General features: G+C 39.6%; 13 protein-coding genes. 4 read left to right on the top strand and 9 right to left on the bottom strand.

The window, feature by feature from the left end; genetic code table 11:
- Nucleotides 1–67: 67 nt before the first annotated feature.
- Both BG04_RS15515 and BG04_RS15510 read left to right on the top strand, forming a co-directional pair.
- Nucleotides 68–271, top strand: coding sequence for a DUF3311 domain-containing protein (locus tag BG04_RS15515; RefSeq protein ID WP_013055514.1), 204 nt, complete (start codon nt 68–70; stop codon nt 269–271).
- On the top strand, nt 271–1,770 hold the full coding sequence (locus BG04_RS15510) for a sodium:solute symporter family protein (RefSeq protein WP_034654229.1): 1,500 nt from the start codon (nt 271–273) through the stop codon (nt 1,768–1,770). The genes BG04_RS15515 and BG04_RS15510 overlap by 1 nt, the downstream gene beginning before the upstream one ends.
- A 29-nt stretch (nt 1,771–1,799) precedes the next feature.
- Here the strand turns inward: BG04_RS15510 and BG04_RS15505 are convergent, their stop codons facing one another.
- Both BG04_RS15505 and BG04_RS15500 read right to left on the bottom strand, forming a co-directional pair.
- Nucleotides 1,800–3,230, bottom strand: coding sequence for an alanine/glycine:cation symporter family protein (locus tag BG04_RS15505; protein ID WP_016763120.1), 1,431 nt, complete (start codon nt 3,228–3,230; stop codon nt 1,800–1,802).
- Between the two features lie 103 nt (nt 3,231–3,333).
- Nucleotides 3,334–4,323: a glutaminase gene (locus BG04_RS15500; RefSeq protein ID WP_013081836.1), complete on the bottom strand. Its 990-nt coding sequence runs from the start codon at nt 4,321–4,323 to the stop codon at nt 3,334–3,336.
- Between the two features lie 266 nt (nt 4,324–4,589).
- Here BG04_RS15500 and BG04_RS15495 point away from each other — a divergent pair, with 266 nt between their 5' ends.
- Nucleotides 4,590–5,840, top strand: coding sequence for an ATP-binding protein (locus BG04_RS15495; protein ID WP_013081835.1), 1,251 nt, complete (start codon nt 4,590–4,592; stop codon nt 5,838–5,840).
- A 4-nt stretch (nt 5,841–5,844) separates the two neighbouring features.
- Nucleotides 5,845–6,783 carry a response regulator gene (locus BG04_RS15490; protein ID WP_016763117.1) on the top strand — a complete coding sequence of 313 codons (939 nt, stop codon included), beginning with the start codon at nt 5,845–5,847 and terminating at the stop codon, nt 6,781–6,783.
- 39 nt (nt 6,784–6,822) lie between these two features.
- On the opposite strand, the gene BG04_RS15485 is transcribed toward BG04_RS15490, so the two are convergent.
- From BG04_RS15485 to BG04_RS15455, 7 genes are all read right to left on the bottom strand, one after another.
- Nucleotides 6,823–7,431, bottom strand: coding sequence for a malonate decarboxylase holo-ACP synthase (locus tag BG04_RS15485; protein WP_013081833.1), 609 nt, complete (start codon nt 7,429–7,431; stop codon nt 6,823–6,825).
- The gene (gene mdcD, locus BG04_RS15480; RefSeq protein WP_034654231.1) at nt 7,419–9,119 is read right to left on the bottom strand and encodes a biotin-independent malonate decarboxylase subunit beta; all 1,701 of its coding nucleotides are present in this window, start codon (nt 9,117–9,119) and stop codon (nt 7,419–7,421) included. Before mdcD ends, BG04_RS15485 begins: the two co-directional genes overlap by 13 nt.
- Nucleotides 9,106–9,408, bottom strand: a complete 303-nt coding sequence (locus BG04_RS15475; protein WP_034654233.1) for a malonate decarboxylase subunit delta — start codon at nt 9,406–9,408, stop codon at nt 9,106–9,108. The genes mdcD and BG04_RS15475 overlap by 14 nt, the downstream gene beginning before the upstream one ends.
- Nucleotides 9,409–9,431: 23 nt before the next feature.
- Nucleotides 9,432–10,298 (bottom strand): triphosphoribosyl-dephospho-CoA synthase, encoded by an 867-nt coding sequence (locus tag BG04_RS15470; RefSeq protein ID WP_034654236.1) that lies wholly within the window; start codon nt 10,296–10,298, stop codon nt 9,432–9,434.
- A 5-nt stretch (nt 10,299–10,303) separates the two neighbouring features.
- Nucleotides 10,304–11,956: a malonate decarboxylase subunit alpha gene (gene mdcA / locus BG04_RS15465; protein ID WP_034654239.1), complete on the bottom strand. Its 1,653-nt coding sequence runs from the start codon at nt 11,954–11,956 to the stop codon at nt 10,304–10,306.
- 37 nt (nt 11,957–11,993) lie between these two features.
- Nucleotides 11,994–12,920: a malonate decarboxylase subunit epsilon gene (gene mdcH, locus BG04_RS15460; protein WP_034654242.1), complete on the bottom strand. Its 927-nt coding sequence runs from the start codon at nt 12,918–12,920 to the stop codon at nt 11,994–11,996.
- Between the two features lie 224 nt (nt 12,921–13,144).
- Entirely contained in the window at nt 13,145–14,101 is a 957-nt protein-coding gene (locus BG04_RS15455; RefSeq protein WP_034654244.1) for an LLM class oxidoreductase, read from the bottom strand.
- Nucleotides 14,102–14,115: the final 14 nt, after the last annotated feature.

The following is a 14,115-nucleotide window of genomic DNA, read 5'->3' as shown; positions in this document are numbered from 1 at the left end:
CTTTACCATGTCAGACTTGCTATCATAGTGAACATTGTTAGATAAATTTTTAGTAGGAGGAGTAAAATTGAATAGAAAATTCATAATTTTTATTTTATTCATCATTCCATTTATTGCTCAATTCGCTTTTTTACCTTTTGTAAATAACATTCATCCAATTATTTTTGGATTACCTCTTTTGCATTTATGGTTATTTTTATGGGTCTTCTTAACGCCTGTGTGTACATTTATCATTTATCGTTTACAAAAATCTTGGGGGGACATTGAATAATGCAAGGAAATTTAACCGCACTTTTAATCACATCAGCAATTGTTCTTGTCGTTATCGCAATTGGCTTTATAGCGGGACGTGACAAATCATCTAGAAGCTCAGTTGAAGAGTGGGCTGTAGGGGGAAGACGTTTTGGAAGCCTGCTCGTCTGGCTTTTAGTAGGAGCAGATTTATATACTGCTTATACATTCCTAGGTCTTACAAGTACAGCTTATCAGGGGGGAAGCATCGCATTTTTTGCTATTCCTTACTCTGTTTTAGCCTTTTTAATTTCATACTTTTTTCTTCCAAAGCTTTGGACTGTTGCTAAAAAGCACAAACTTACTACGCTTGCTGATTATGCCAGAGAACGTTTTAGCAGTAAATTTCTCTCCTCTTTAATTGCTATAGTAGGTGTATTGATGCTCATTCCATATATTGATCTTCAGCTTAGCGGTATTCAAGATACTCTTCGCGTTGCAGGAACTGGCTACATTAACGTAAAAGCAGTCGTTATTCTTTCATTCTTTCTTGTGGCTCTTTATACCTTTTTCAGCGGAATTAAAGGTCCCACATATACGGCAATTATTAAAGATATTTTAGTATGGGCGATTATGTTATTTATGGTTGTTTCTCTGCCAATTATGCATTTTGGAAGCTGGGGCAACATGATCGACAATGTTGCAAAGGATGCACCTCAGCTATTAACGATCCCAACACAAGGACCTAAAGGCATTCCATGGTTTATTACAGCATCACTCGTATCTGCTTTAGCTTTATTCATGTGGGCCCACGCTGCTACAGGTGTTTTCACTGCTAAAAGTGCAGATTCGCTTCGTAAAAATGCTATTTTCTTACCGCTTTACAATATTGTTTTAATTCTAGTCATCTTCTTAGGATTTATTGCTTATCAAGTATTACCTCAAGATACGACGGATCCTAGATTAGCATTATTAACCTTAATTCAATATTCATATGGCGGCATTGGCCAAGGGTTAGCTTATGCAACGATTGCTCTTGCTTCATTAATTCCATGTTCTATCATGGCTATCGGAGCGTCTAACTTATTTGCAAATAATATATTCAGAGATTTAATTAATCCAAATGTACAGGGTAAAACATTAACAATGGTTACTCGTTCTATGGTTTTCGTTGTTATTGGACTGGCACTTTTATTCGGTTTATTATTCCCTCAAGCACTTGTTTCCCTACAGTTACTGGGGGTATCCGGTATGGTACAAATCTTCCCGGCTATCGTTATCAGCCTGTTCTGGAGAAATCAATCGAAAGAAAGTACGATTGCTGGATTAGTAGTAGGGCTGATTGTAACGTTTACCGTACATGCCACAGGAAATTCATTTGGTCTTTATGAAGGGTTCTGGGGATTATTATCTAACTTACTCGTAGTTGTTATTTTAAATCCAATCTTTTCGGCCAAAACAAAAGCAGCAAATAACGGCGTGAAAGAAACATTGTTTTCTAAAAGCACTCCGCAAACTGAATTAAAGAAAAACGCATAAAAAAGTTCAGCCAATTGGCTGAACTTTTTTTAGATAATATTCTCTTTTTCAGAAGGGAGTGAAGTAGATTCTCTTTCCCAACATTCGATATTTTGATTGTTTTCTAACGCATCTCTATAAAAGACTGGATTTTTTCCTTCCTTTTTTTGCTGAGTATAGTCATGCAAGGCGGAAAATGCCACTTTCGATAATAGAAAAATAGCAATCAAGTTCACGACTACCATCATCCCCATAAATAAGTCTGCCAAATTCCATACAAGCTGAAGCTGAGCGATCGATCCAAAAATAACCATCGCTAAAACACCTACACGATAAGACCAAAGCCACAACTTATTTGAATTTAAAAACTCAATATTCGTTTCTCCATAATAATAATTGCCAATTAACGTACTAAAAGCAAATAGAAATACCATGATAGCTAAAAACCCTGATGCCCAAGAGCCAATATGGGTACTAAGAGAAGCTTGCGTTAGTTCAATGCCGCTTAGTCCCTGCTTATAGGCGGGGGATAAGAGAACGATAAATGCTGTGCTTGTACAAATCACGAGTGTATCCGTCAAGACACCAAATGCTTGGATAAGACCTTGTTTAACTGGATGACTCGTCACTGCAGTTGCCGCGGCGTTGGGAGCACTTCCCATTCCTGCTTCATTGGAAAACAGTCCGCGCTTTACTCCGTTGATTAACGTTGCACCAATTGACCCCCCAAGCGCCTGTTCAAATCCAAATGCATTTTTCACAATTAGCGATAGAACCGCCGGCATTTGATCAATATTTTTAAAGATAATGAACAGAGCCATTCCAATGTATAAAACGGCTAATACGACCACGATGTATTCCGATATCTTGGCGATGCGTTTGATTCCGCCAAAAATAATTACCGCAAATATAACTGTCATAATAATCCCAACCAACAATCGGCTCGTTCCAAAAGAGTTCTCAAATGCTAGCGTAATCGTATTAGACTGCACAGCGTTAAACACCAGGCCAAATGATAGTGTAATGAGTACAGCAAATAGCCCGCCCATCCACCTTTTATTTAACCCTTTTTCCATATAATAAGCGGGTCCTCCTCGAAACCCGTTTGATCCTTTTACTTTATAAATTTGAGCGAGTGTACTTTCTACAAAACTTGATACTGAACCGATAATGGCAATAATCCACATCCAAAATACAGCACCCGGGCCACCAAGTGCAATAGCAATCGCTATCCCTGTAATATTTCCCGTTCCTACTCGAGCTGCCATGCTTATGCAAAAAGCTTGAAACGGAGAGACTCCTCCACCTTTAGCCGCTCGTCCTTCTTTCAAAACAAGTACCATTTCTTTCAACATGCGAAACTGCAAAAAACGAGAGCGAATCGTAAAATAAATACCAATTGATACAAGTAAAATAATTAATAAATTCGACCAAAAAAAATCATTGATGACGCTAATCACACTTTCGACTGCTTGTTGCATGCCTATCACCTCATTAAAAAATTTGGTAGAACAAATGCACAACATGAAAGTTTTTTCTCTTGGTGTTTATATTATTGAAGCGAATGAAGAGTACGTAAATAGACTAAAAAATACTCAAATCCCATTCTTTTGCGATTTTTTTTAGTAGCGTAACGCCTTTTACGCTATTCCCGTACTCATCAATAGCTGGACTGTATATTCCGATACCGCATCCGTCTGGAAATGGAGACTGCTTTTTCGTATTAGGTGGCACCAATGACATGATTCCTCCCGATACACCGCTTTTAGCTGGCATACCAACAAATGCCGCAAACTTTCCTGAAGCATTATACATACCGCATGTAAGCATGAGCGCTTTTGTTAATTTAGCTACTTCTTTTGGAATTACTTGTTTGTGAAATACTGGATGATATCCGTCTAATGACAGAATTAATCCAATCAGTGCAATATCTTCAGTCGTTACTTCAATTGAGCACTGCTTTAAGTAAACCTCTAGAACCTCCTCTACTTCTCCTTGTAAGTAATTCGTTTCTTTTAAATAGTAGGCAAGCGCACGATTTCGATGAGACGTTTGCCATTCTGATTCAAAGACCGTTTCATTAATAAGTGGTGTTTTCCCCGTAAGCATTGTTATCACATCAAACAAATAGCTTAATTTTTCTTTTGCCGTCTCCCCAGATAAAAGAGATGAAACCGTTAAAGCACCGGCGTTAATCATAGGATTGAACGGCTTTCCTGGTTTATGCATTTCCAGTCTTATAATAGAATTAAATGCATCTCCAGTTGGCTCTACATCCACTCTCTCTAGCACATAAGGAATGCCGCAGCATAAGCAAGCTGCTATAAAGCTAATGACTTTAGAAATACTTTGAAGAGTAAATACCGATTCATAATCTCCAGACTGGATAACAGTTCCGTCAGCACCAATCAAACAAATACCTAATTGAGACGAGTCCATATCTTTCAGAGCTGGAATGTAATCAGCCGTTTTTCCTTCTGAAGAAAATTCTTTTATTTGCTCTACCCACTCATGTAACTGCTCTTTTGCAGTGACGTGTAAGTAAGACATTTCCTGTTCAATTTCTCTTTTCATTAAAATCACCTCATCACTTAATTAACTTTTTATTTTAAAGCGCTTTCATAAAGCGGGATTTCATTTTCATTTTTAATGTACAATGCAACCTACGAGAGCATACAAAAACCTACAAAACTTTTTGTAATTATATTTTTATCTTTGGCACTCTTCTCCATTGTGCTGGACGCTGTCACAATGTATACTAATTCACGAATCACTTCAGGAGGTGAAATTATCTGAATTTTAAATCTTTCATTCGAAAAGATCCGTACATTTTATTGCTCATGCTCATTACTGTCCCGCTGGCGGGAGAGTTAAAATTTTATCCGTTAAATGAAACATTTCGAATTACATTTGGAGCTCCTACATTTTTCTTTTTCCTATTGCTTTTAAAACGAAAAACCGTTTTAGCCGGGGGCTTGTTAACCGCTTTAAGTGTCGTTCTCTTTCGCATCATGCTCGATTATGTCATGCTCGATCATTTTCAATTTGCGGCTTCTGCACATACGCATTACCCTACGTTTTTCTTCTACTTTACGTATGCACTTTTATTTTTTGTTTTTAAAGTAAGCCGCATGAATTATAGTGCTATTGTAATTGGAGTGATTGGACTCATCATTGAAATTGCTGCTGATGTAGTGGAACTAACTGCGCAGTATATAGTTTTGCACACAACAATCCATGTCGATTCATTATCTGACATGGCCGTTATTGCTTTTGCTCACAGCTTCATTGTACTTAGCTTTTTTAATATGATGACGATTTATGAATCACAGTCACGAGAACGTCAAATTCGCAAACAAAATGAGCACATGCTAATGCTCATTACAAGCCTTTATGAAGAAACCGTTCATTTAAAAAAGACCCTTCATAATACAGAAGCGATTACAAAAGCTTCGTACGATTTATACCGCGTATTAAATCAGCAGGAAAAAGATCATTCTGTGCTAAACCAAACGCTCAGTAAAAAAGCGCTTCGGATTGCGGGAGATATTCACGAAGTAAAAAAAGACAACCAGCGTATTTTTGCGGGCTTATCTAAAACAATTTCAAATGAAAGTTTCCAAAATTATATGAAAGCAGAGGAATTAATCGAGCTGATCGTACGCATCAACAAAAAATATGCCGATTCTCTTCACAAACAAATTACCTTTTTTTCTTCTGTAAACGGGGAACATTTCAGCTACCACGTTTACACCATTTTATCGATCATTAATAACTTGGTAGCCAACGCAGTGGAAGCGATCAAAGATGAAGGAAGGATTGTTTTATCGGTACATAGACAAGCTGAACATGTAGAATTTCATGTACAAGACAACGGTCCTGGAGTACCTTTAAAGTACGAAAAAGCTATCTTTGAACCTGGTTTCACCTCAAAATACGATCAATTTGGAAACCCCTCTACTGGCATTGGTCTTTCTTATGTAAAAGATATTGTTCAAGAACTTGAAGGTACGATTAAAGCTACACAAGAAGACAGCGGAATGACGTTTATCATTCAAATCCCCCTTCGTAATCTAATTCAGAAAGGATGAGTTTATGCGATTTTGTATTACAGATGACGATTCAGCTATTCGTTCAACGCTCAGTCAGCTGATTGAAGATGAGGATTTAGGAGAAGTTGTAGAAGAAGTCGTCGACGGAAGCTTTTTAGATGCCTCTACGTTAAATTTAAAACAAATTGATATTTTATTTATCGATTTACTTATGCCAGGGCGGGACGGGATCGAAACGATCCGTCATTTAAAAGATTCATTTAAAGGAAAAATGATTATGATTTCACAGGTGGAATCCAAAGAATTGATAGGAGAAGCCTACTCATTAGGAATTGAATACTATATTACAAAACCAATTAACCGAATTGAAATTTTAACGGTTATTCGAAAAGTAACGGAACGAATCTCCCTTGAGAAATCAATCGATGATATTCAAACCTCCTTGAATAGTTTAGCGACAGCTCATCACGCCACCCCTTCAAGCCAGCCGGTAACGAAACAAGCCCATCTATACGATGTAGGTAAATTCTTATTAGCCGAGTTAGGTATTGTAGGAGAAAATGGTGCAAAAGATTTACTGGATATTTTACAGTTTCTGTACACTTATGACCAAAGAGAAAGTGTGGAAAAACATTTCCCTTCTCTAAAAAATATTTTTGTGAATGTGGCTGAGAAAAAATTAGGAGCTCACGCGTCTTCCATTGAAATTAATCGCGAAACCAAAGCTTGTGAACAGCGAATAAGACGAGCAGTTACTCACTCACTAAATCACTTTGCTTCTATCGGATTAACAGACTTTTCAAATCCGAAATTTGAAAATTATGCTTCTAAGTTTTTTGACTTTACAGCTGTTCGTAAAAAAATGAAAGAATTACAGGGAGATTCTAAAATTTTGCCGATTCGCATTAACACCAAAAAATTTATTCAAATATTCTTTTTTGAAGCAAAGCGCTTGTTAAGCAAGGAAAAAAGCTGGTATTGACAGAAAAGACGGAAAAGGTGCAAATGCCTCTTCCGTCTTTTATACTAATTGATTCAGTTTTACTAAGGAAGGTCCATATACAGTACGCAGAAGCAGCGTCTTTTCTCCCCTTGCATATTCCACCAGAGAAAATGCTCCTTTTTCTGTTTCTACCTGTACATCTACAGAAACTGGACACTCTTTTAACTGATTAACTATCAGTTGCGCTTGTTCCACCGACAAATAAGAAGAAAGGCGAATAAGTATATCCAAATCACTAGTTGTTGTAACAACTTCGGCACCACTTGCAAATTCGAACCCCACACTGCCGGTTGGTCCCCACGCAAAATCTTTTAAAATAATAGCAACTTCTTTTAAAGCACCTGTGGCTGGCATGTTTCTAAAGTGGCCGTTTTGAAAAATAGAAACGAGATCTTCCGGCCTAATTCTTTGTTTAACAGCCTGCTCAGATACAAATGCTCCAAAACGCTGATTCCTTCTTTCTCCTCTTACTCCAACAGGTATCAGGCTATCTCGTTGAACAGCCCGCCTTACAACGACAAACGGAGCCTTCCCTAAAGAATGCTCCACCCAATCAGGGATAGGTGTATAACTGATAAGCTTTGCTTCCTCTTTTAACTGAAGCAAATCATGAGCTATATATTCCATTGTTTTTCCAACTCATCTCTTACTAATAAAGAAGCTTTTCGCCCTTCCTTCCTTGCTTGCTCACTGTATAGCCGGTTGCTTAAATCGTACACACCTTCACGGCGTACATCTTCTACTGCTCCAGTCAAAATATCTTGAATCGTTTGAACGTCGCGCTCTGTGGGCTGCTCTGCTTGAATACCGCTAACCAGCTCATATAAAGCGCCAAGTGAGGCAAATGATTCAATATCATAAGCCATGGACGGGACTTTCTTTGAAACTTCTTCAAGTTCTTTTATACTTCTTTTAGTAATGCGCGCTGCCGACCGTTTGGACATGGCGTGAACATTCACTCCTTCGTCTTTTAAAGCCACAATTCGATTTGATTGGTACCCATGAGCTAGAAATGCTCCTGAAATTGCTTTTCCGACAATTAACGTAATAACCGGATGACCTGCTAAGCGCGCTGCTGCATAAGCATCAGCCGCAGCACCGCAAGCATAGTGAATACCTAGAAGTTCTTCATGATAGCCATACGCTTGACTCGGTACGTCCACAATGGCGATTATAGGCCGAGGAGATTGATTTCGATCTTCTTTTATTATTTCACGAACGTGCTTGGCAATTGCCCATCCTTCATCTAGTCCTATTTCCCCTTTCCGTGCACGTAAGAAACGATTATAAGGATTAGGTACAACCGATATATATCGGACCTTTTCTCTTCCTAGCAATGCGTCTTTATAAAGAACGGAAGGAATTTCAAAATCTGCTTCTTCATCATTTATTAAGGCGTTGATCCACACGCGACCGCGGCTGTTGGGCATGTTACCTCGAACTTCATTCAGCGAGTAAGAGACTGTTGAAGGGATAGGTTCATTTTTTGTTGTGTTATACAATTCTTGAAACTGATCAGGAGCCAGTTTTTCTGAAGGATCAACCTTACTAAGCAAATGTCTGTAAAAATCTACTTGTTCTGTTTTACTAGTTACTTTTCCTTTCTTCTGAAACGTCTCTTGAACCGCTCGTTGAATAGCAGTGACATCATCCTGTGCTAAGGTATCTGCAAACCCGGTTTCATAGCGTTGCATACCGCCAATCGTTTTCCAGATTAAGCTTCGGTCTCTTGCATCAAACTCTTCAACCCCTGCTTCTTGTTCGATCACTTCCGGGCCGTTAAGTCCAAACCTTGCTTCTTTTGTCATAATGAGATAACTAAAGAGTGAAGCAGTGATGGACATTCCTCCAAAGCAGCCTACATTTCCTGAAATAACTCCAACAACAGGTGTATGCTCACGCAAAGCAACCACAGTTGAGCCAATTTCAGATATCGACAAAAGTCCATAATTCGCTTCTTGGAGCCTTACCCCTCCTGTATCGAATAGAAAAACAGGTCTAACAGGAACACCTTTTTTGTGATTATTAAGGGCTAGTTCTAAAGCTCCTGCAATTTTAGCTCCCGATACTTCACCAATGCCTCCCCCTTGAAACCCTCCTTCTACTGAAATGACAACGGCTGGCTCTCCTGCTATCATCCCACCTGCTATAATGACACCATCATCGCTTTGAGGAACAATATTTTGCTTAGGTAAATGAGGCGATTCGATTCCGTCAAAAGGGCCAAGCAGCTCACAGAATGTTCCTTGATCTAAGATGGCCTGCGCTCGTTCTCTTCCATTTAACTCAATAAAGCTTTGATTATTCACTCCCATTTTCACTCACCTCCAAAGCTTGTGCAAGACGCAAGGCGACTACACCAGGCGTAGCACCAAAATCATTAATTACAATTTTCGCTTGAATGGTATGAACACTAAAGAACCGGTCTAATACGGCTTTCCAGGTTTCACTAAATCCTTCACTTCCTGTTCGTACTGATACGTGAGCATGTTCTTCATCAGAAGGAACCATTAAAATTTCTAAATCCCCTGAACCAACAACGCCTACATGTGCGCGCTGAGTTAACTTTCCATCGGCTTTGTATTTAAACACTAACGTTTCCATTAGCCACTCCTCCCTGCAGACGTTTACGATTCTTTAAAAAGAGATATTCGATCTAAAAATAATACAGCAGCCAGCAAATCTGCGCTTCCGCCTGGAGAAGCGTTAGATGATAAAAGTATATGATCTAACGCTTTTAGCCGCTGTTTTCCCATTGATGTAGATACCCCTCCAGCTTCTAACACATTGGATGCCGCCATTTTAACCTCCTTTAACACAACCGGACCAGCACGATGCAAAATACACGTATCATCAAGGTTGGCGATTAGTGTTACTAAAGTATCAATCCTGGCTGATGTTTCATGTATGCCTAGCTTACGAGCTTTATGTAAAGCAGGCAAGCCTATATGAATTACGTGAGGAAATCCTTGCTTCGCCTCTCCAGCCGCTCCTTTTGCGCCATACTGTTTTTTCACCCAAAGTCCATTAGATGAATGCAGAGGACAAAAACGATCTGCATAACGAGCAATTTTCCCCGCAGCTTCTGTGATGGATGCAGGTGATGCTTGAATGCCGCAAACCGCTGTTGCAGACGCAAGTAGGCCTAATGCCCAAATGGCTCCTTTGTGTGTATTAACACCATCCGTAGCCCCGTACATAATTTGTTCGCCCTCGCGTCCAATTCGAGCAATTTCTTCCCTTAGCATCTGACTTGGCTGCTTTCCTTGACTGTATAATGCAATCTGTAAAAAGGTCGGTTGTAAAGCATAAGCAGAAGTTAACAGCGTCTCAATATTCATATCTTGATGAGATCCAGTTGTTGCTGCATCTACAAGCCCAGGCTTAGGTGTAAGCACCGCTTCATCAACCAGAGCGGTAACTGCCACTTTAGCTATTAGACATGAGTAAAACACAGCTGGTCTTGGCTCTTCTTGAATACTTTGAATACGCATATTTCTTACCAGCTCCTAAATTTAGCAGGCGGATTATACAAGCCATCCGACCATTCTACTAAATCTTCGACACTTCTTGCTGCCAATAATGAACGTTTTGCTTCTGTACGGCGAATCTGTAAATCTTCAGGAAAAGCCACTAGGCCATCTCTGCGCATCTTTTCCACTTTATTTTGGTTATATCGAAGGCCTATAGGTGTTACCCCTGCTACTGCTTCAAGCGCTGCTTTTCTTTCGTCCAAGCTTTGTGCTTTATATAAATAAGCAATTCCTTCTTCCGTCACAACATGCGTCACATCATCCCCGTAAATCATGACAGGAGCAGTAGCTACGCCTGCTTGTTTCGCTACCTTTATCGCATCCAAAGACTCCACAAAAACAGGCTCATTTCCTGATTGAAAGGTTTCAACCATTTGAACAACTAATTTTCTGCCTCTCGCTAGTTCGTGCTGCTCGTTTATCATATCCAACCAAGCAGGCGTAGAATGTCGGCGGCCTCTAGGGTCATGCCCCATATTAGGAGCTCCGCCAAACCCTGACAAACGTCCAGATGTGACGGTAGAAGAATTTCCTTCTCCATCTATTTGCAAAGTTGATCCTACAAAAGCATCTACCGCATATTGACCAGCCACTTGACACATCGCACGGTTTGAGCGCAGGCTGCCGTCGCGTCCTGTAAAAAACACATCAGGACGCGCTGCTGTGTATTGTTCCATTCCTACTTCTCCGCCAAAGCAGTGCACGCTCTCAATCCATCCGCTTTCAATAGCCGGAATTAACGTGGGGTGAGGATTTAGAGCCCAGTGCTTGCATATTTTACCTTTCAGTCCTAACTTTTCTCCATAGGTAGGCAGCAAAAGCTCAATTGCAGCGGTATTAAAGCCAATGCCATGATTTAATGATTGTACGCTGTGGCGCTCATAGATACCTCGAATTGTCATCATAGCCATTAAAATTTGGAGTTCTGTAATATGACGAGGATCTCGCGTAAATAAAGCTTCCAATTGATAAGGCTGATCCGCCACGACGATACAATCAACCCAAGAAGATGGAATATCAACTCGCGGAAGTTCTTCAACAAGTTCATTTACCTGCACAATAACAATTCCATCCTTAAACGCGGTTGCTTCGATAATGGTTGGTGTTTCTTCCGTATTTGCTCCTGTATATAAATTACCTTGTACATCCGCTTTGTCAGCAGCCACTAAGGCAATGTTCGGAATTAAATCAATGAAAAGGCGTCCGTAAAGCTCTAGATATGTATGAATTTCTCCAATTTTCAACGTCTCATCTTCAATCATTTGAGACACGCGAAGGCTTTGAGCACCGGCGTACGAAAAATCAATTTTTTCAGCAATTCCTTTTTCAAATATGTCGAGATGTTCCGGACGTGAAATACTAGACATAATCATATGAAGACCGTGTATTTTATCAGCGCTTACTTCATTCAGCGCCTTTGATAAAAAAGATGCTTGCTTTTGATTGTCTCCTTCAAGCACTACTTTATCTCCGGGTGATATAAGCAATTCTAACGCTTCAATAATGTGTTCATTACCTAGTAACTTTCCTTTAAGAAGATGGTCTATTTTCGCAAGGCGCGCTGCTTTTTGATCTCGGCGAGTTGTCCATGATTTTGAAGTTTTTTTTATGCCACTCATGTTCTAGCTCCTTTCTGATACTTCTAAATTAATACGCTTACATTTTTTCTTTTTCCATTAAAATCAGCAAAGTTTTCATCGTAGATTCGGCTGCCGAAATAGCCCTTGCTTCAGGGAAGCTCTTAGCAGCCAAATCCGTTAGCACTCTTCCTGGAGCCATTTCAATATATAATCTTGTGCCCATTTCATACATAACTTCCGTCGTATCATGCCAACGGACGGGCAGGGCAACACTCGCTGCCAAATCTTCCTTAATATCAGCAGCTTTCCATAATTTCCGAGCTTTACAATTACCTATAAAAGGAACGGACGGGTCCTTTCCTTGCACCTCCGTTATGGTTTTTCGTAATTCACTCGAAACTCCTTCCATAAGAGGACAGTGAGAAGGCACCGTTACATGAAGCATTTTAGTTTTTCTAGCCCCTTTTTTAGATGCTTTTTCAAGAACTTTCTCAATTGCTTTTAAGGTGCCAGAAATCGTTATTTGATCAGGAGAATTTAGATTCGCTACGTACACAGGAGCTGCATCAGTTGATAGTTCATTTACAATAGAAAGAAGCTGATGTTCACGCAGTCCCATCACAACCCCCATACCATAACCATCAGGATAAGCATTTTCCATCAGTTTCCCTCTTTTTTTCACAAGAAGAAGAGCTTCTTTAAAAGATAACACTTCAGATGCAACTGCTGCTCCAAACGCCCCTATAGAATGCCCTCCTACCACGTCTGGCGAGTATCCTTTGTTTTTAAACGACCTAGCCGCAGCCACTCCTGCAATAAAAAGACATATTTGAACATTTTTATTATATTTTAATTTTTCTGACGAATCTAAAGATAATACGTCTTGATTTAAAACCTCACTTGCTTCTTCAAACGTAGTCGCTAATCCCCATTTATTTTTTATATCATGAAGCATACCAGCATATTGTGCGCCTTGGCCTGGAAATAGAAATGCAACACTCATCGTGTTTCTCCTTTCGACTTTATATCATCCAAGGAGATAATGGATAATTTTATTATAAAGAACATAGGATCAATAACTCTAATACATATTTCTTATATATCCTATAACTTGAAATCTATATAAAAAGAGATTGAGACATAACGAAATCAATGGAAAAATCCGAACGGGTTAGATTCTCCATTAAGAATCTAATCCGTTCGGATCTTCAACTAAAGTACTTTTAGCTACAGATGAGCCGGAAAATGCGGAAGCACTTCTTCGCCAAGCTCATGTATAACTTCTTCAGCCGGACGCTTGCTATCAAAAAGAGCAAAAAAGAGATGATTAACTCCTATTTCTTTATAAATAGAAAGAAGTTCAATTAATGTATTACGACCTGCTCGAAATCCTAAACGAATTGGCGTTGGCATTTCATGTGGATCTTCTGCCAAATCTAGATGCATAGGTTGTGTAAAAGGTTTAAAAACGCCTGGATGATAGATATCAACCAGTTTCCTCCATTGGGTAATAGCTTCTGCTTGAAAATGGGGATGACGAGGATAATACATCCAGCCGTCCCCATACTGTGCAAACCACTCCATATTTTGCTGACTGTATCCCGTAATCATCGTTGGAATACGTTTCGTTGGCTTAGGAACGACATTTGCTCCCTGAATGGATCCCAAAGCAGACTCGATAGATGGAAATTCTTTATTTAACGCTTCTTCTAAATAATGAAAAGCCTCTGAAAATCGCTTTCCTCTTTCTTCATGAGGAATACCTAACCCTCGAAAATCTGCTTGACGGTCTCCAGAAGATACGCCCATAATCAAACGCTCAGGAAAAAGCTGATCAATGGTTGCCATTTCTTTGGCTACGCGAAGCGGATGGCGCAAAGGCAGCACAATAGCAGATGTACTAAGAGCAATCTCTCTTGTTTGACTGGCCAGATACGTCAAATAAATAAGCATATCATAAATTTGACCCGTGGCTGGATCGCCAAATGATGGATCTTGAAGAAGGACATCGCGGAACCATAAGCTTGTAAATCCATATTGTTCTGCAAGCTGCGTGAGCTCCACTTGTTTCTCCATCGTAGGCGTGGCATATTGATAATTTTCAAGCGGCATATGCAAACCTAACGTTAACTCATTCTCCTTGTACATACGACGATACGCCTTATGATGTTGAAATGTAGTCATTTGCTTCCTCTCCT

This window comes from Priestia megaterium NBRC 15308 = ATCC 14581, assembly GCF_000832985.1.
Lineage (GTDB): Bacteria > Bacillota > Bacilli > Bacillales > Bacillaceae_H > Priestia > Priestia megaterium.
The sequence above is the reverse complement of the archived record's forward strand: the minus strand, read 5'-3'. Positions and strand labels throughout refer to the sequence as shown.